The 17,878-nt window shown below is 45.6% G+C and carries 11 protein-coding genes; 7 read left to right on the top strand and 4 right to left on the bottom strand.

The genetic code is table 11. From position 1 onward, the window contains the following. Positions 1-88: 88 nt before the first annotated feature. Both AC2D6U_RS12910 and AC2D6U_RS12905 read left to right on the top strand, forming a co-directional pair. Positions 89-463 carry a hypothetical protein gene (locus AC2D6U_RS12910; RefSeq protein ID WP_484721404.1) on the top strand — a complete coding sequence of 125 codons (375 nt, stop codon included), beginning with the start codon at positions 89-91 and terminating at the stop codon, positions 461-463. A gap of 66 nt (positions 464-529) precedes the next feature. Then, a complete protein-coding gene (locus AC2D6U_RS12905) occupies positions 530-2,107 on the top strand; it encodes an amidohydrolase family protein (protein WP_484721403.1) in 1,578 nt (525 codons plus the stop codon). A gap of 63 nt (positions 2,108-2,170) precedes the next feature. On the opposite strand, the gene AC2D6U_RS12900 is transcribed toward AC2D6U_RS12905, so the two are convergent. Both AC2D6U_RS12900 and AC2D6U_RS12895 read right to left on the bottom strand, forming a co-directional pair. Next, complete coding sequence (locus AC2D6U_RS12900) at positions 2,171-4,219, bottom strand: carboxy terminal-processing peptidase (RefSeq protein WP_484721402.1); 2,049 nt, start codon at positions 4,217-4,219, stop codon at positions 2,171-2,173. 229 nt (positions 4,220-4,448) lie between these two features. Next, positions 4,449-7,565 (bottom strand): VPS10 domain-containing protein, encoded by a 3,117-nt coding sequence (locus AC2D6U_RS12895; RefSeq protein WP_484721401.1) that lies wholly within the window; start codon positions 7,563-7,565, stop codon positions 4,449-4,451. Positions 7,566-7,666: 101 nt separating this feature from the next. On the opposite strand from AC2D6U_RS12895, the gene AC2D6U_RS12890 reads away from it, so the two are divergent. After that, on the top strand, positions 7,667-8,164 hold the full coding sequence (locus AC2D6U_RS12890; RefSeq protein ID WP_484721400.1) for a RidA family protein: 498 nt from the start codon (positions 7,667-7,669) through the stop codon (positions 8,162-8,164). A 53-nt stretch (positions 8,165-8,217) separates the two neighbouring features. Continuing rightward, complete coding sequence (locus tag AC2D6U_RS12885; RefSeq protein ID WP_484721399.1) at positions 8,218-10,020, top strand: M61 family metallopeptidase; 1,803 nt, start codon at positions 8,218-8,220, stop codon at positions 10,018-10,020. Between the two features lie 144 nt (positions 10,021-10,164). On the opposite strand, the gene clpB is transcribed toward AC2D6U_RS12885, so the two are convergent. After that, positions 10,165-12,777, bottom strand: a complete 2,613-nt coding sequence (gene clpB, locus AC2D6U_RS12880; RefSeq protein WP_484721398.1) for an ATP-dependent chaperone ClpB — start codon at positions 12,775-12,777, stop codon at positions 10,165-10,167. Positions 12,778-12,917: 140 nt separating this feature from the next. Between clpB and AC2D6U_RS12875 the strand changes: the two genes are divergently transcribed. From AC2D6U_RS12875 to AC2D6U_RS12865, 3 genes are all read left to right on the top strand, one after another. Beyond that, positions 12,918-13,343: a thioesterase family protein gene (locus AC2D6U_RS12875; protein WP_484721397.1), complete on the top strand. Its 426-nt coding sequence runs from the start codon at positions 12,918-12,920 to the stop codon at positions 13,341-13,343. Positions 13,344-13,384: 41 nt separating this feature from the next. Continuing rightward, positions 13,385-14,431 (top strand): dual-specificity RNA methyltransferase RlmN, encoded by a 1,047-nt coding sequence (gene rlmN / locus AC2D6U_RS12870; protein WP_484721396.1) that lies wholly within the window; start codon positions 13,385-13,387, stop codon positions 14,429-14,431. A gap of 97 nt (positions 14,432-14,528) precedes the next feature. Beyond that, positions 14,529-16,958 (top strand): TonB-dependent receptor plug domain-containing protein, encoded by a 2,430-nt coding sequence (locus AC2D6U_RS12865; protein ID WP_484721395.1) that lies wholly within the window; start codon positions 14,529-14,531, stop codon positions 16,956-16,958. Here AC2D6U_RS12865 and AC2D6U_RS12860 read toward each other — a convergent pair. Continuing rightward, positions 16,955-17,878, bottom strand: a complete 924-nt coding sequence (locus tag AC2D6U_RS12860; RefSeq protein WP_484721394.1) for a rhomboid family intramembrane serine protease — start codon at positions 17,876-17,878, stop codon at positions 16,955-16,957. The genes AC2D6U_RS12865 and AC2D6U_RS12860 overlap by 4 nt on opposite strands.

Here is a 17,878-nt window from a genome sequence, read left to right as displayed (position 1 = left end):
GACGGTGTGGCACTAATATCCTATTTCCCCAGATGGAAGACTGATGGTTTGGCACATTTTTCGTATCATCATAGTTAAATCCAAGACCATGAAGTTTTTTGCATCCCTAGTATTCAGTCTGTTCATTTTTTCATTGAGCGCTCAGGACGATCTTCAGCAAGCAACAGGAGATTGGAGTGGATCACTCAACTTACCCGGTGGACAATCATTGAAGATTGTCTTTCATGTGACCAGCGACAAGGGTGACCTTTCTGCGACCATGGACAGTCCGGACCAGCAAGCCTATGGCATCAAAATGGATAAGGTCAGTTTTAGCGGAAAAACCATCGAAATGACCATGAACCAAATTCAAGGAACATATAAAGGCACCTTGACCGATGGAAAATTCATCGGAACATGGACGCAAGCAGGGCAATCTTTTCCCCTAAATCTTGAAAAAGCGACCAAAAAAGGGAAAATCTAATCCGTTTACGCGCTGACATTGCGAAAGGTGCTTGATTTGCATAATTTGTCATTCAACTCTTTTCATATGTCATCTTACAAAACACTTTTTTCCGCCTTACTTCTAATTTTTTATTCAATTGGTCAGGCGCAGATTGAGAAAGCACCCGCCCGAAATGAGGGCGAGGGACCTTTCGAACGCATGATCATTCGAGGGGTTACCTTGATCAATGGTAACGGTGCTCCCCCAACAGGACCCGTCGATATTGTTGTTGAAAACAACATCATCAAAGGGGTATTCAATGTGGGGTATCCCGGAATGCCAATTCGTCCGCAAGACAGACCCGTTGCGAACAAAGGCGACAAAGAATACGACTTTGAAGGCATGTACCTCTTGCCTGGCTTTATCGACATGCACGGCCACATAGGAGGTACGGCTCAAGGCACGCCTGCGGAATACGTCTTTAAGTTATGGATGGCACACGGCATCACCACCATTCGAGACCCTTCTGCCAGCAACGGGCTACAATGGGTTCTTGAACACAAAGAAAAGTCCAATAAAAATGAGATCACCGCACCACGGATTTTTGCCTACACAGGCTTCGGACAGGGTGCGTCTGAACCCATTGCCAACGCGGAAATGGCCAGAGAGTGGGTTAGAGAAAATGCCAAAAACGGTGCCGACGGGATCAAGTTTTTTGGAGCTGCGCCGGACATCATGCAAGCTGCTTTAGAAGAAAATAAAGCCCTTGGACTGCGCTCGGCCATGCACCATGCACAAATGGACGTGGTCCGGTGGAATGTGCTGAACTCTGCACGCGCAGGCCTTACCTCTATGGAACACTGGTACGGCTTGCCGGAGGCATTATTCACCGATAGAAAAGTGCAGAACTATTCACTTGATTACAATTATCGAAATGAACAAGACCGTTTCGGTGAGGCGGGTCAATTGTGGAAACAAGCAGCTGAGCCCTTCTCAGACCACTGGAATAAGGTCATGAATGAGCTGATCGAGTTGGATTTCACCCTTGACCCCACCTTTAACATTTACGATGCAAATAGAGATCTTATGCGCGCTTATGCCGCAGAATGGCACCAATCGTTCACGCTTCCTTCGCTTTGGGAGTTTTACCGACCTAGCCGACGATCTCACGGTTCCTATTGGTTCTATTGGGGCACTGAACAAGAGGTTGCCTGGAAACAAAACTACCAGCTTTGGATGACCTTTGTGAATGAATACAAAAACCGGGGTGGACGTGTTACAGCAGGATCTGACTCTGGCTTTATTTACCAACTCTATGGTTTTGGCTACATCCGTGAATTGGAACTGTTGCGTGAGGCCGGGTTCCACCCGCTAGAAGTGATCATGAGTGCCACACTTAACGGGGCAGAAGCCTTAGGGGCTGACGACATGCTCGGTACGGTTGAGGTAGGTAAATATGCAGACTTTGTGATTCTTGAAGAAAATCCTCTGCAAAACTTAAAAACCCTTTATGGAACAGGTACACTGAAATTAAACGACAATAACGAGGTCACTCGAGTAGGTGGCGTTCGCTATACGGTGAAGGATGGAATCGTCTATGATGCCAAGAAACTGCTGGAGGATGTCAAACGAATGGTGGATCAGAAGAAAAACGGCATGTCATTCAAAATGACAACCAAATGAATTGACCTAAATAGAATCCATAAAAAAAGGGCTTCAGCCCCCTTTTTTATTCACTAGGTTTCCTTACCCTTTTCTTTTCTTTGCCTCAATTTGATCAGCCAATAGCAATAAACTCTCCTTGAGGTAGACATCCTTTAGATCAGAGAGTGAACGCTCTTGCACCTTGTTCGCTTCAAGTTCTTTTAAGGAAGAACCAATTTTAACTCGAGCAGCTCTTTCCTCCTCAGCCTTAGACTCTTCCGATTTACGCTTGTCATAATTCAAGGAAACCAAGGTCTTACTTCTGATCTCTTTAGCTCGTTCAATATCATACTGCAGATCCACTAGATCTTGCTCGGTTTTCATTCGTTGGTTATGACGTGCATTCAATTGCTGAATCAAATCATTATTCACATAATTCAACGGTTGGAAACTGGCAGAAGGTATCTTATCCCAAGGCATTGCACTTGGCTTAGAACTTTCACCAAACTCTTCAGCGCTAAAGGCTGATGGCAAAGGCACATCTGGACTGACACCCAAATGCTGCGTACTGCTTCCAGTAACTCGATAGAATTTGGCCATGGTGAACTTGATCAATCCGAGCTCCTCTTCTTGTGGGCCTCTCAAGAAAGCACTTAGCTCTCGTACGTTCTGAACGGTTCCTTTACCATAGGTTTGCTCACCTACAATGACGCCTCGCTTATAATCCTGAATGGCTCCGGCAAAGATCTCCGAGGCTGAGGCCGAGAATCTATTGACCAAGACGTTCAATGGCCCTTCGTAATACATGGACTTGTTGTCGTCTTTTAGTTTTTCAATCTTATTTCCACTGTACTTTACCTGAACTACTGTACCGCCAGGCAAGAATAAACCGGATAAGTTGATGGCTTCAAAGAGGGCGCCTCCTCCATTATTTCTCAAATCGAGCATGATGCCATCAGCTCCTTGTTCCTCCAATTCCTTGATCAGACGCTTAACGTCATTTGTGGTGCTTGTATAGTCTAAAGGATTCTCTTCCATTTCATCTGCATTCAGATAGAAATCCGGAACCGTAATGATTCCCATTTTATAGGCAGAGCCGTTCTCCGAAAACTCAACAAGCTGGCTTTTTGCTTTCGCATCTTCAAGATTGATCTTATCCCTGACCAAATTGACCACTTTTGTGGGGGCTCCTGGGTTTGATCCTGCAGGCAGTAGCTCTAAGCGGACCAAAGTGCCCTTCGGGCCTCGGATCTGACCTGCTACTTCATCGCTTCTCCATCCCACCGTATTGATCATTTCTCCTTCAGCTCCTTGTGCTACGCCCACCACTCGATCGTCCTTGTCGATCTCTCCACTCAAAAAGGCCGGGCCTCCAGGACGCAATTCGACGATCTTTGTAAAATCGTTGTCTTGTTGCAAGGTAGCGCCAATTCCTTCCAGCGACTTCTTGCTTTGCATTTCAAAATCCTCTGCATTGAGGGGTGTGAAATAACTGGTGTGTGGATCAAAGGCCTCTGTTACTGAGTTCATGAAGATCTCAAAGACATCGTTGTCGTTGTATTTGTCGACATTACTTTGGAAACGCTCGTATCGGGTGACCAATACTTCTTCGATCTTGGCAGCATCAGACCCACTCAGCTTCAAGTTAAGCGCTTGGCTTTTGATGTTTTTTCTCCACAGATCATCTAGTTCATCCGACGTTTGAGCATAGGGCATTTTTTCGCGATCCAACTCTATGCTTTCATCAGTTGAAAAATTAAAGGGTTCCTTCGAGCGATTCAATGCATACGTCAATCGATCATCCAGCCTTTTCTTGTAGATATTGAAAATGAAGAATGGGGTAACGAGGTTGCCATTCTTCAAGTCGTCGTCAATGGAAAACCTGTATTTCTGAAAAGATCGAATATCCGAGGCGAGGAAATAATTCTTGTTGCCATCTAATGCTTGAATGAAATTGTCGAGGATGACTGAAGACAGGGAATCATCGAGATCAATGTCTCGGTAATGATAGTAATCAAGGATCTGCGTGATGATCCTCGCTTCTTTCATATGTGCCGCTGTAGGTTGGAAATACTTAGTAGAGTCGTTCGACGCTAAAACACTGCCTAAACCCACGAAGAGCAGTAGATTCATCAAGAATAATTTACGCATAGCTTTCTTCACTTGAAATTCTTCTTTCTTTTCATCAGAAGGGCATTAAAGGTAATAAAAACTGATTTCTATACCGTCCGATTACCTTCTTTGTTCTTCTATTATACAGATAACTGAGGATTGAGTTGCAAACGATTTGCCAGACCTTGTTAAATTTTGCTAAATGATCAAAAAAAAGAGTGAATACCTGTGCATTCACTCTTCCATTTGATTTGTCGCTAAGGCCTATCTATTGCTTCTTCGCTGCAATAAATGGCACCTTATTGGTGCGAATGTACTCCATGAGTTGATCTAGCCCTGCCTCAATGGAATTTGATTCATCCATGACGAGGGTGTACTTCGTCAACATTTCATTATACCGCTGAATTTGGCCATTGGTGACTGGCGGTTCAATACCATCAATTGTACCGTAAATGTGCAGCAGTTCAACTTCTAACTTGTTCGGGAAATTGATCACATCCTGAAAGGTTTTTTGATTGGGTTGTACCATTTGTTCTTCCGTTTTATTGATCATTTCAATGATGGCTTCCACTTGCTCATGCACCTGTGGCCAATCTTCTGCTGAGATCCTGGACTTCAGGTCATTCACTTGTGAGCGAATCGAACGAATGTCATTCGCTCTTTCCTGAAGTCCATCAATGGCCTGTCGCAAGGAGGACAAATACTTTTGCTGTTCTGCATATTGAGCATCTGTCGCTGACCAGCGTGGGTCGGGAACAACTTCAAGTGCTTTCATGATCTCCTGTTCTCCATAGGTGATCTTTGCCGTGTATTTACCCGGAGCTAAACGGTGGCCACCCGCACCAAGTCCAACAAACACTCCATCTACTCCTTTTGGGTTGGGCTTGGTCAAGTTCCAGTTGATGTGATTCATCCCCTTTTTAACCCTCAGCTGTTCACTGCGTTCTTTTGCATCGGAAGAAAAATGCCGCACCACTTCACCCTTAGCATCCATAAAGTCAACGACTAGGGGGATAGAGTCCGTTTTTTCTTTTAAGTAAACGTACAGGTTAAACCCAGGAAATGGGTTTTGACCGATACTCGTGTTCCCGGTTCTGAACGCGTTATCTCTGATCGCGACTTCAGGCTCGTAAACATAAAAATCAGTTTCTGCGGCCTGGCTCAATTCGTACAGTGGGTTCAAATCGTCCATTACCCAAAAAGCCCTGCCTTGTGTCGCGACGATCAAGTCGTTGTAGTTGATCATCAAGTCCGTTACCGGTACTATCGGCAAGTTCTGCTGAAATGCATTCCATTGTTCTCCTCCGTCGAAAGAAACATACAAGCCCAACTCCGTTCCGGCAAATAGCAAATCCTTCTTATTCGGATCTTCCCTCACAACTCGGACATGTGCCTCCTCTTTGATGCCATTGACAAGTCTTTTCCAAGACTCCCCGTAGTCTGTCGACTTGAAAATGTGTGGTGTAAAATCATTGAACTTGTAGCGCGTGTAAGCCACGTAAACTGTTGCAGGATCGTGAGGAGAAACCTCGATCTGATTGACCATGCCCTCTTCTACTTTCGGTAAATTTAGCTCGGTCCAACTGGCACCACCATCTTTGGTGATGTGCAGCATGCCGTCATCTGCACCTGTGTAGATGACATTAGGGTCGTGTAGGGATTCGGCCACATAGTAAATCGTGTGATAAATTTCACCGCCCGCAGCTTCATTGGTGATCGGACCACCACCCCAATCGATCTTCGTACTGTCGTTGCGTGTCAAGTCAGGACTGATCTCTTCCCATGTAATTCCTCGATCTGATGTTTTCAACAGCTTATTCCCTGCATGATAGATCACTTTTGGGTCATGCTTGGACGCGACAATGGGTGCGTTCCAATTGAAGCGATACTTGACATCTCTTGGATTGGTACCTAAGCCCAAAAACGGATAGGCCATCACGTCTTTGGTCTGCTTAGTCCCCTTATTCCACTCGTCAATAATGCCTTGATAGCAGCCGGAATAGACATATTTTGGATCGTCTGGATTAAAAGCCGAATAGGCACTTTCACAACCTCCAACCGGATAAAAATCGTTATTGCTAATGCCGGCCCCATCTACTCGTGAAGCGATAGACACCGAACTATTGTCTTGCTGCCCGCCATAGATTCGATAAGGAAACTGACGATCTGCATTGACTCGATAAAACTGAGCTGTCGGCTGATTGCTTTGGGTAGACCAATTTTTTCCGGCATCGATCGAGACGTTCGCCCCGCCATCGTTGGCGTTGATCATGTATTGTGGATGCTCCGGATTAACCCAGGTTTGATGATTATCACCATGAGGCGTTTGTAAATTCTCGAAAGTTCTTCCACCGTCGGTCGACTGCACCAATGGGGCATTCATGACATAAACAGATTCAGGATCTGTTGGATGTGCTAAAATGTGCATGTAATACCATGAGCGTGCTCTCAGCAAACGATCAGGATTGATCAGACGCCAATTCTTTCCTCCATTGTCAGAACGATAAAGCCCACCATCTTCCGCTTCAATGATGGCCCATACGCGATTGGGCATGGCGCGCGAAACAGAAATACCCATTTTGCCCAGTGTACCCTTTGGTAAGCCGGCGGTCATTTGCGTCCACGTTTCTCCTCCGTCCACAGATTTCCAAAGCCCAGAACCCGGGCCTCCACTTTGCACTTTCCATGGGTAGCGTCGATGATCCCAATAAGCAGCATAAATGATGCGCGGATTGGTCATGTCCATGCTCAAGTCACTGACCCCAGAATTTTCATCTACGTAATGTACTTTGTTCCAGGTCTGCCCTCCATCGGTCGATTTATAAATTCCTCTATCTTCTGTCGCTCCATAAGGACTCCCTTGGGCCCCAACGATGACAAGGTTCGGATCACGTGGATCTACGACGATCTTTGAGATATGCCGTGTCTTTTCAAGCCCAATGTGCTTCCAGGTTTGTCCTCCATCGGTCGATTTGTACATCCCATCACCATGGGAGGTCATGACTCCGCGAACAGGCGCCTCTCCCATCCCAACATAAACGACGTTAGGATCTGATTCCGAAACTGTAATCGCACCCACAGACGCCGTATTGAAAAAACCGTCTGATACATTGAACCAGCTTTCGCCGGCATCCGTCGTCTTCCAGACTCCTCCTGTAGCACCCATGTAATAGGTCATAGGGTCCTGCACCACCCCTGCAACAGCGGTTGCCCGGCCTCCTCGAAATGGACCGACAAGTCGAAAAGACATGGCGCTGTACAAAGAGCCATCATAGCTGATCCCTTTACTGCTCTTGTCTTTTTTGTTTTTCTTTTGTGCTGCTGCATCAGGTGAGATGAGCATGCAGGAAAGGATCAATAGGCCGATCCAACGAAGGTTTTTCATAATTTTTTAGTTTAAGAATGCATAAGATAGCTAATGCCACTCCTAAAAACCAAGGCATTTCAATTTCGAACTTTCGTATATTTCTAATCAATTGATACAACATGAAAAGAAAAGGAATTCTTTACCTCGTCTTTGTAGCGGCTATTGCCACACTTTTTCTTTTGTGGGAACGTCCTCCAGTGGAACGATTCGATCGTGAAGGTGCTGCCATATTGAAAGGAGTAAAGGTCCCCGAAAACAGGGCGATCTATTTTGCCAGTGGTATTATCGCTAATCCCAAAGATGAGACCAAACCTGCAGGTGATCGTGAACGATTTGGGGATACTTACGAGCAAAGTGTCAGTGCCTTAAAAAGAATTGAAGAATATCTTTCGGAAGAAGGATTGTCACTCAACGATGTATTTGCCATGAAAGTGTATGTGGCTCCGGATCCCTTGAACGACAACAAACCTGATTTCGAGGCTTGGTTTAAAGCCTATGGCGAGTTCTTTAACAATGAAGAAAATCCGAATAAAGTCGCACGATCTACGATTGGTGTTTATCAATTAGTAGACCCCAATAAATTTATTGAAATTGAAGTCAGGGCAGTTTATCCTTGACCTCATCATCCATTTTATCTGTCTTCTTTTTAAAAATAGAGAACCCATTGCAAATGAAAAAACGCTTATTGTCCATTATCCTTTCCTTGTGTTTAACCAGTGGTCTTGTCGCTCAAACTACTACTCATTATGAAGTTTCCTTTGAAAACAGGGTGCATCATGAGGCCCAAATCCAAATCACCTTTGAAAATCTGGAAAACAAAGTCCTGGAAGTACGCATGAGCAAAAGCTCGCCCGGGCGATACGCCATCCACGAATTTGCCAAGAACGTTTATGTCGTAAAGGCAACGGATGGTCAGGGCAATGCCTTAACAGTGACACGACCCAACCCACACCAGTGGAATGTAAGTGGGCACCAAGGCACTGTCATTTTTGAATATACGCTTTACGCCAATCGTGCAGGAGGAACCTATTCCGGCATAGACGAGAGTCATGCTCATTTGAACATACCCGCAACCTTTGCTTGGGCAAGAAACCTAGGCCATCGACCGGTTGAGGTGCATTACAACATTCCGGAAGGTTCCAACTGGAAAGTCGCTACGCAGATGAAGGACATGGGCAATAATACCTTCTGGGCTCCAAACACTTATTACTTCATGGATAGCCCGACAGAGATCGCTGATTTTCACTTGAGAGAACGACAAATTGATGGACAAAACATTCGACTCGCCTTGCATACTCCAGCAAGCGATGCAGAAGTAGACGCCTACTTTGCTGAAGTGGTAAAAATTGTGGAACAGCAAGCGGCTGTTTTTGGTGAACTGCCATCCTTTGATTTTGGCGAATACACCTTTCTCTCTTGCTATGTCCCCAATGCCAGCGGTGATGGTATGGAGCACAGAAATTCGACCTATGTCGTCAGCAGTAAGCCTGCAGATCGGCCGCTAGGGAACACCTCGATGGGAACCATCTCGCATGAGTTTTTTCATGCCTGGAATGTCGAACGCATACGTCCGGCTTCGCTTGAACCCTTCGACTTTGAAGACCCCAACATGAGTGGTGAGTTGTGGTTTGCAGAAGGCTTTACCAGCTACTACACGAATTTGATCAGGGCACGTTCCGGCAACATCACAGCCGAACAATACGTCAACGGAGTGGGCGGTTCAGTGAGCTATGTAATGAATGCACCGGGAAGAAAGTTCTTCAATCCCATTGAAATGAGTTATCGTGCCCCGTTTGTCGATGCCGCTAGTGCGATAGATCCTGATAACAATGCCAATATTTTCATTTCCTACTATACCTATGGTTCCGTACTCGGTTTAGCGCTGGACATGTCGCTGCGGACAATGGACAAAGGATTAAACTTGGATGGCTACATGGCGTATGTCTGGAAAACCCACGGATCGCCTGAAATTCCATACAGTGTGCGCGACTTACAAGCAAGGTTGGGAGAATATGCAGGAGAGGCATTTGCTACTGAATTTTTCGAAAAGCATATCTTTAATTCCGAAATGCCAGACTATGTCAGTCTATTCAAGCAGATGGGTGTGGTATTCGAAAACCCATCTCCTAATTCTCCGACACTCGGTGCTTTTGTGAGTGTTCGGAATGGTTTGGGTGAAATGAGACAAAACACCTTGATCGGTTCCCCATTTTATCAGGCAGGAATTGAAAGAGAAGACAAGATCGTTAGCATTAATGGCACGTCGATGGCTGACTTTAAGGGAAGAAATGTGGATGAACTGGTCTCAGATAGGAAGCCAGGGGATAAAGTACAAGTCATCATCGATCGTTGGGGAAAGCAAATGACAAAGACCGTTACCTTAGCAGCAAATCAAAACATGCGCAGCGCTTGGGATGCCAATGCCAGTGCAGCGGCCGTAAAAAGAAGAACTGACTGGCTGATGGGTAAATAAATACTCAATGAGGACTTTGTCTTTGAAGGCGATAAAAAAGGCTCCCAGGAGCCTTTTTTATTATGATTAGTTCGTCAGCTGCTTGTCTGCATGAACCGATTTCAATCCCCTCCATTGTCATGGAAGGGCTATGCAATGTGCTGATCACAGCTCCTCCACTTTCTCAATGTTGATGAATTCGATCTCCTTATCAGGCCCTAATTCTACACTCACCACGGAGTCGCGCTGCACCTGACCGGAAAGAATCTGTTTACTCAGTTCGTTCAGCACCCTGCGCTGAATCACACGCTTCAACGGCCTTGCGCCAAACTGAGGATCCCAACCGAGCTCGCCAAGGTAGTCCAAGGCTTCTTCTGTCGCATCGATCTCTATGCCGTTCTCTTTGAGTTGCTTCTGAATCAATCCGAATTGAATTCGCACGATCTGTCGTATGTTATCCTTGTTCAACGGCATGAACATGATCGTTTCGTCGATTCGGTTCAGGAATTCAGGCCTCACCGACTTCTTCAGCATATCGAACACCTGCAGTTTGGTCTCCTCGATCACATCCAACACATTTTCCTCGTTGATCTTCTCGAAGTTTTCCTGAATCAACCCGGACCCAATATTCGTGGTCATGATGATGATGGTATTTTTAAAATTCGCCAAACGCCCCTTGTTATCCGTTAGGCGTCCATCATCCAATACCTGCAGCAAGATGTTGAAGGCATCCGGATGGGCTTTTTCGATCTCATCGAGCAATATGACGGAATAAGGTTTCCTGCGAACAGCTTCAGTCAACTGGCCACCCTCATCGTAGCCAACATATCCTGGAGGCGCTCCTATCAATCGGGAAACGGCATGTCGCTCTTGGTATTCTGACATATCGATTCGGACCATATTGTTTTCGTCGTTGAAGAGGTACTCCGCCAAGGCTTTTGCCAATTCCGTTTTTCCCACCCCGGTTGTTCCAAGGAAGATGAACGAACCGATCGGTCGTTTGGGGTCCTGCAAACCTGCCCTGCTTCTTCGCACGGCATCAGAAAGGGCCGCGATGGCTTCTTTTTGTCCTGCGACTCGCTTCCCTAGCTCCTCCTCCAATTTCAGGAGTTTGTCACGATCCGATTGGAGCATTTTTGACACCGGAATTCCGGTCCACTTGGCCACTACCTCGGCGATGTCTTCCGCATCAACCTCCTCTTTCAGCAAAGACTTCTCGCCCTGCATTTCCTTCATCTTAGCCTTGTAGTCTTCCAGCTTTTGCTCTGCCTCTGTGATCTTACCATAACGGATCTCTGCTACGCGTCCGAAGTCTCCTTCTCGTTCGGCTTTCTCCGCTTCCGATTTGAACCTATCGATGTTCTCTTTGGCTTCTCTAATGCCAACGATCACCTCCTTCTCTTCTTCCCACTTGGCCTTCAACGCATCTCGCTTTTCAGAAAGCTCTGCAATCTCTTTGGACAGTACCGATTCTTTGTCCTTGTCTTTTTCTCTTCGAATGGCTTCACGCTCGATCTCCAGTTGCATGATCTTTCTGTTGAGCTCATCCAACTCCTCCGGAAGCGAGTCGATCTCAATTCTCAATTTTGACGCCGCTTCATCCATCAAGTCGATGGCTTTATCGGGCAAAAAGCGATCTGAAATATATCGCGTGGACAATTCAACAGCTGCAATCACTGCATCATCCTGTATTCTCACACCATGGTGTACTTCGTACTTCTCTTTGATACCACGCAAAATCGAAATGGCGTCCTCCTGATTAGGTTCGTCAACCGTTACGGCCTGAAACCTGCGCTCTAATGCCTTGTCCTTCTCAATGTATTTCTGATACTCCTTGAGGGTAGTCGCTCCAATGGCATGTAGCTCTCCGCGAGCTAAAGCCGGCTTCAACAGGTTCGCCGCGTCCATGGCTCCTTCTCCTCCTCCGGCACCGATCAAGGTGTGGATCTCGTCGATGAAAAGAATGATCTCTCCATCAGAGTCCTGTACTTCTTTGATCACTGCCTTCAGTCGTTCTTCAAACTCTCCTTTGTACTTTGCCCCAGCAACCAAAAGACCCATGTCCAGAGAGATCAAGGTTTTGGTTTTTAGGTTTTCTGGAACATCACCGTCCACAATGCGTTGGGCCATGCCTTCCACAATGGCTGTTTTACCAACACCGGGCTCACCAATGAGCATTGGGTTGTTTTTAGTTCGACGTGAGAGGATTTGCAAGACCCGTCGAATTTCTTCATCTCGTCCTATGACAGGATCGATCTTCCCGTCTTTCGCCATTTGGTTCAGGTTCTTTGAATACCTCTCTAAAGACTGGTATTTCGCTTCTGCATTTGGATCCTTGACACTATTTCCCCCTCGCAACTCTTTGATGGCTGCGATGAGCTCTTTCTTTGCAAATCCGACTTCCTTCATTAAGGCAGCCGTTTTCTCTTTGCCCTCCACTAAGCCCAGTACAATGTGTTCAACCGCGACAAACTCATCTTTGAACTCCTTGAGAAAGTCCATGGCTTTCGTCAAAGCGTTATGTCCATCGTTGGATAAGTACGGTTGCTGACCGCTGACCTTTGGGTATCCGTTGATGATCTCATCCAGCTTTAATTCAAGCTGTGCCTTGTTCACTCCTAGTTTCTTTATCAAGAATGAGAGCACGTTCTCATCAGATAAAAGGATGGCCTTCAATAAGTGCCCGGGCTCTATGGCCTGCTGCTGGTTGCCAGCAGCGATATCGGCAGCTTTTTGAATAGCCTCCTGAGATTTGATCGTATATTTTTTAAAATCCATTTTGATGTTTTTTCACTTCGTTTGTCTTCCGACAACTCAAGGCTATCAAAGAGCAATCCAGTACGAGAAATCGGAAATTTTGACTGAAAAACACCTCTTTAACGTTCAGATTCGGACATTTTGTCTTAAAATTGCAGCGTATGACACGAGTAAAGATCATTCTACCCGAACGAAAACTATTTGCTACCCAGCTTACCTTGCGCGTGAGTGACATCAATTATGGTGGTCATCTGGGCAATGACACAGTGGTGTCGCTGATGCACGAAGCACGGTACAGAATGTTCAACAGCTGGGGCTATTCGAGTGACCTGGCCATTGAAGAGTTTGGTACCATCCAGCTGGATACAGCTGTGCAATACAAAGGTGAAGGTTTCCATGGAAACCAATTGGAGGTAGCGCTATTTGTTGGAAACATCGGCTCGCGCACCTTCGATCTATTTTATGAAATTACTTGTAGTCAACAGTTGATCGCCTTAGGCAAAACAGGCTTGGGTATCTTCGATTATTCAAACCGAAAATTGGTGAGTATCCCCGAGCCATTCCTTCAAAAGCTCAAAGGGGAATAGGTCATCAACTCCCTTATGGTTTCTTTGCTTACCTTTGCGTCATGGCAGAAACTCTCGAAAAGCGCGACATCCGACAATTGGATCTAGAGCAGATCAAGGACTTTTTTATTGGCATTGGCGAACAGCCTTTTCGAGCAAAACAGGTCTATGAGTGGTTGTGGAAAAAGTCAGCCAAGGATTTCGATAGCATGACCAATATTTCGCTGGCCACGCGCGAAAAACTCAAGGCTCATTTTGACATTAAGCACATCCGCGTAGATAACCTCCAACGGTCGACCGACGGTACAGTAAAAAATGCAGTACAACTGCACGATGGGTTGATCGTGGAATCCGTTTTGATCCCGACAGAAACGCGCATTACTGCCTGTATTTCATCTCAGGTAGGTTGCAGCTTAGACTGTCATTTTTGTGCAACCGCAAGGCTCAAACGCATGCGGAACTTAAACCCAGATGAGATCTACGATCAGGTGGTTGCCATCAAAGAGCAAGGAGAGACCTACTTCCAACGCCCATTGACCAACATCGTCTACATGGGCATGGGAGAACCATTACTCAATTACAAAAACGTCTTGGCTTCTATAGAAAAGATCACTTCGCCCGATGGCCTAGGCATGTCACCAAAACGGATCACGCTTTCGACTGTTGGTATTCCTAAAATGATCAAACAGCTGGCCGATGATGAAGTCAAGTTCAATCTAGCCGTGTCATTGCATTCCGCTATTGATGAGTCTCGTTCAAAGATGATGCCCATCAACCAAAAAAGTAACCTGGACGAACTGGCCGAATCGTTGCAGTATTGGTACAGTAAAACCAACAAAAAAGTGACCTTCGAATATGTCATTTGGAAAGGCATCAACGACGATGAGCAACATGCCCGAGCCTTGGCCAAATATTGCGGAAAGGTGGTTTCCAAAGTGAACATCATAGAATATAATCCCATAGATGATGGTGAGTTTCAACAAGCTGACCCTGAGAGCCTGGACTTATATCAGCGCATTTTGGAAGGAAAAGGCATCATCGTAAATGTGCGCAGAAGTAGAGGGAAAGACATTGACGCCGCTTGTGGTCAGTTGGCAAATAAAAGTTGATGAGAAAACAATTGTTGTTTTTCAACGTATCCTTTTAAACCATTTTATGTCAGCCATGTCAAAGCTAGGTGTGGAATAAACACTCACGCGATTATTTATGAAGAACATCACCAAAGTAGCTTGCGCATTTCTGTTTGCGCTACTCACGATTCCTACCCAAGCACAGATCCAGGACGTTTTAGACAAACTCAATTTATACTCTTTGGCCTATCCGAAAGAGAAGGTCTATTTGCATGTCGATAGAACAACCTATGGCGACGGCGAAACGGTATGGTTTCAGGCATACGTCACCATCAGTCCCTTGGGTACGTTTACCGATCTGAGCAATACGCTCTATGTTCAGCTACTGGATGAGGAAGACCAGCTTATCGCGGAAGAAAAGGTGTTTGTTGAAAACGGCGCGGGAGCCGGACATCTGGAGCTTCCTAACGATTTGATAAATGGACGTTATCAACTCGTTGCTTTTACCAAATGGATGCGGAATTTTGAGGAGGACAGTTACTTCAGAAAAAACATCAATGTATTGTCTGGCCTAAATGAAGCGACGGTGCCCCTCAGAAACGTCGACCAGGGCATTGACCTGCAGTTTTTGGCCGAGAGTGGTTCGTTTATTGCAAATGTACCGACCAAACTGGCCTTCAAAGCCATTCTACCGAATGGATTACCGAGCGATGTCAGTGGTGAGATCATCGATAATGAAAATACGGTAATTACCGAATTTGCCTCTATTCATGATGGCATGGGGACGGTTTTTATCACCCCAGAAATGAACAAGGGCTACCGTGCAAAACTGAGCAATGGCTCAACTTTCGACCTTCCAGCCGTACAAAACAAAGGCGCTCAGCTAAAGGTCAATTACCTAGAAGATCAGGTAAAGGTCAGCATTGTTCAAATGGGCTATGAAAACGCCAATGGCAATTTTCACTTATTGATACATAACAAAGGCTTTATTTCCTCGGCGCTGCAAGTGGAGGCGAGAAGAAACTTGTCCATCGTCAACCTACCGTTCGAAAAATTAGACAAAGGTGTCAACAGTTTAACGCTACTGGATGAAGACCTCAATCCCATCGCCGAACGACTGATCTTTATTGAAAAAGAAGCAACAGTATTGGATGCACAATGGGCTCAACTCATCATCGGAACCAGAAGCAAAGCATCCGTAGAGGTTCAGTTGGACTTGCCCGACACAGTGAGTGCCTTGCTGAGCTTGAGTGCGGTTGACATTAGCCAAACTCCAGAAGAGAAGAACAGTAATCACATCCTAAGTGAGTTTTTACTCAGCAGTGAATTGGCTGGGCAAATTCATGAACCGGCCTTTTACTTTGAACAAAAAGGACCAAAACGATTGGAACTATTCGACCTCTTGATGTTGACACACGGGTGGCGAGCGTTTGACTTCAATGCCATAGCAACCGGCGATTTCCCCGAGATCGAAGAGCTCCCTGAAAAAGGTGTTTTGATCACAGGTAGAGCATTCAAGATTGGGAAAAAAGAAAAAGTAGCAAAGAATGCCGACTTGGTACTGATCAGGCAACATCCCGAATTACCTGTCATTCTTCAAACCACAACGGACAAAGAGGGCTACTTCCAATTTACAGAAGCCATTATTGCACAAAATGACAGCTTGATCATCAGAGGAAGCAGAGAAAAAAATGGTAAATCTGATCTAAGAATCGAATTTGACACCATTGAGCAGGTCTTTCCGACTACCTACATTGGCCAACCGGTGGAAGCAACAGAAGCATCAGGCAAGGAAGAAACCTTTGTGCAACTGAAAGAAGAAAGAAAGCAAATAGACGAGGCTTATGGATTCCTACTTGACAGCACCGCAACCCAATTGGACGATGTGATCGTAGAAGGCTACAAAACTGAAACAAGACCTGATTCCGTTCTATTCAATACCCCCATTGGTCGCGGTGATGACGCAGAAGATTTCAATGACCCCATGTATAGCGGAAGCTATTCAACAGTTTTCAATGCATTGGTCGGGAAAATTCCTGGTGTTCAAGTATCACCGAGTGGGGGCGTAAGCATTCGACAAGCCGGTCGTATCAATGGATCTGAGCCTTTGTTCTTACTCAATGATGTACCGGTAGACAAATCATTGATCGAGCAACTCACTGTACAGCAGATCGATAGAGTGGTCGTATTTAAATCCTTAGCGAAAACAGCCATCTATGGCTCTCAAGCTGCAGGGGGAATCATGGCCTTTTACACTAAAGAAGGAGGTGGTTCTAGAAAAGACAAGCAAAAAGTTTCCATTGCCAGTTTCTTGAACGGTTATCAGGCCAATAAAATCTTCTATGCACCAAAGTATGATCAACCCAAAGCGGAGCATATTATTCCGGACAGGCGCGTTCTCATCCACTGGGAGCCTATGTTTGTCATCAACAGAAATGAGACCAGAACTATCAGTTTTTGGAGTTCGGATCTTGAAGGGACCATTGCAGTTGAGATCAATGGATTGACCACAGAAGGGAATCCTTTTTACTACTACAAAACACTTGAAGTAAAAGAAGTCAATTAATCCTTACTCGCATTAAAAAGCTTCTGCTTCTCAGTTTTACTAAGGGCGTCATATCCCTTTTCTGAAATTTTATCCAGAATGGCATCAATTTCCTCCTGAGACGTACTGCCCTGGTCTGCAGATGGCCCTTTAGTAGTTTTTGTTGTACGCTTGCTTGCGCTCGATCTAGTCTTTGATTCACTGCGGTAGCTTACCTTGATCTTAGGCTGAGGTTTAAAGAAGCTCTTTACCCATAAAATGAAACTCACAACGGGCTTGCTCCAATCGTTGCCTTTCTGCAATTGAGAGATCATCAAATAACCCATAAGGGCACCTCCAAGATGGGCAATCTCGCCTCCTGCATTAGGTCCAGTGGATTGCAAAATAGAGAGGACCACGTAAAATGCCGCAATGTACTTCATTTTCACCGGCCCGAGAAAGATCAGCTGCACTGCATAATTCGGTTGGAAGGTTGCCGCTCCAACCACAATGGCGATCACTCCACCGGAAGCACCCAGCAAGTAGGAACTCTCGACCATTGGTGCATAAAAAGGCAATAAATTGTAGACCAATAAATAAAGAATACCTCCACCGATTCCTCCCCAAACATAAAGTCCTAAAAGCTTATTCTGGCCCAAGTATTCCGTGATCAATCGACCAAACCAGTACATAAAGAGCATGTTCCAAAGGATATGAAAGAAGCCTTTATGAAAGAAGAAGTAAGTGATCAATGTCCAAGGCTGTAAAATCACCTGTGCCGGATCTGCTGGGAGCATCAGGTAGCGCGTGGCCGCTGAAAAAAGCTGGCTTTGCCCTGACAAGGTCAGCACGACTCCCAGGACACCCAACACCACAAAAGCGACCACATTGATCACAATGAGCTGATTCAGGATGTTGCCTGTCTTAAAAGCGATCTTAAAGTCTTCCAGTATACTTTTCAT

The sequence above is a fragment of the Roseivirga sp. YIW32 genome (assembly GCF_057219245.1).
Note: the sequence above shows the minus strand (reverse complement) of the source record. Positions and strands in the feature narration are given on the sequence as shown.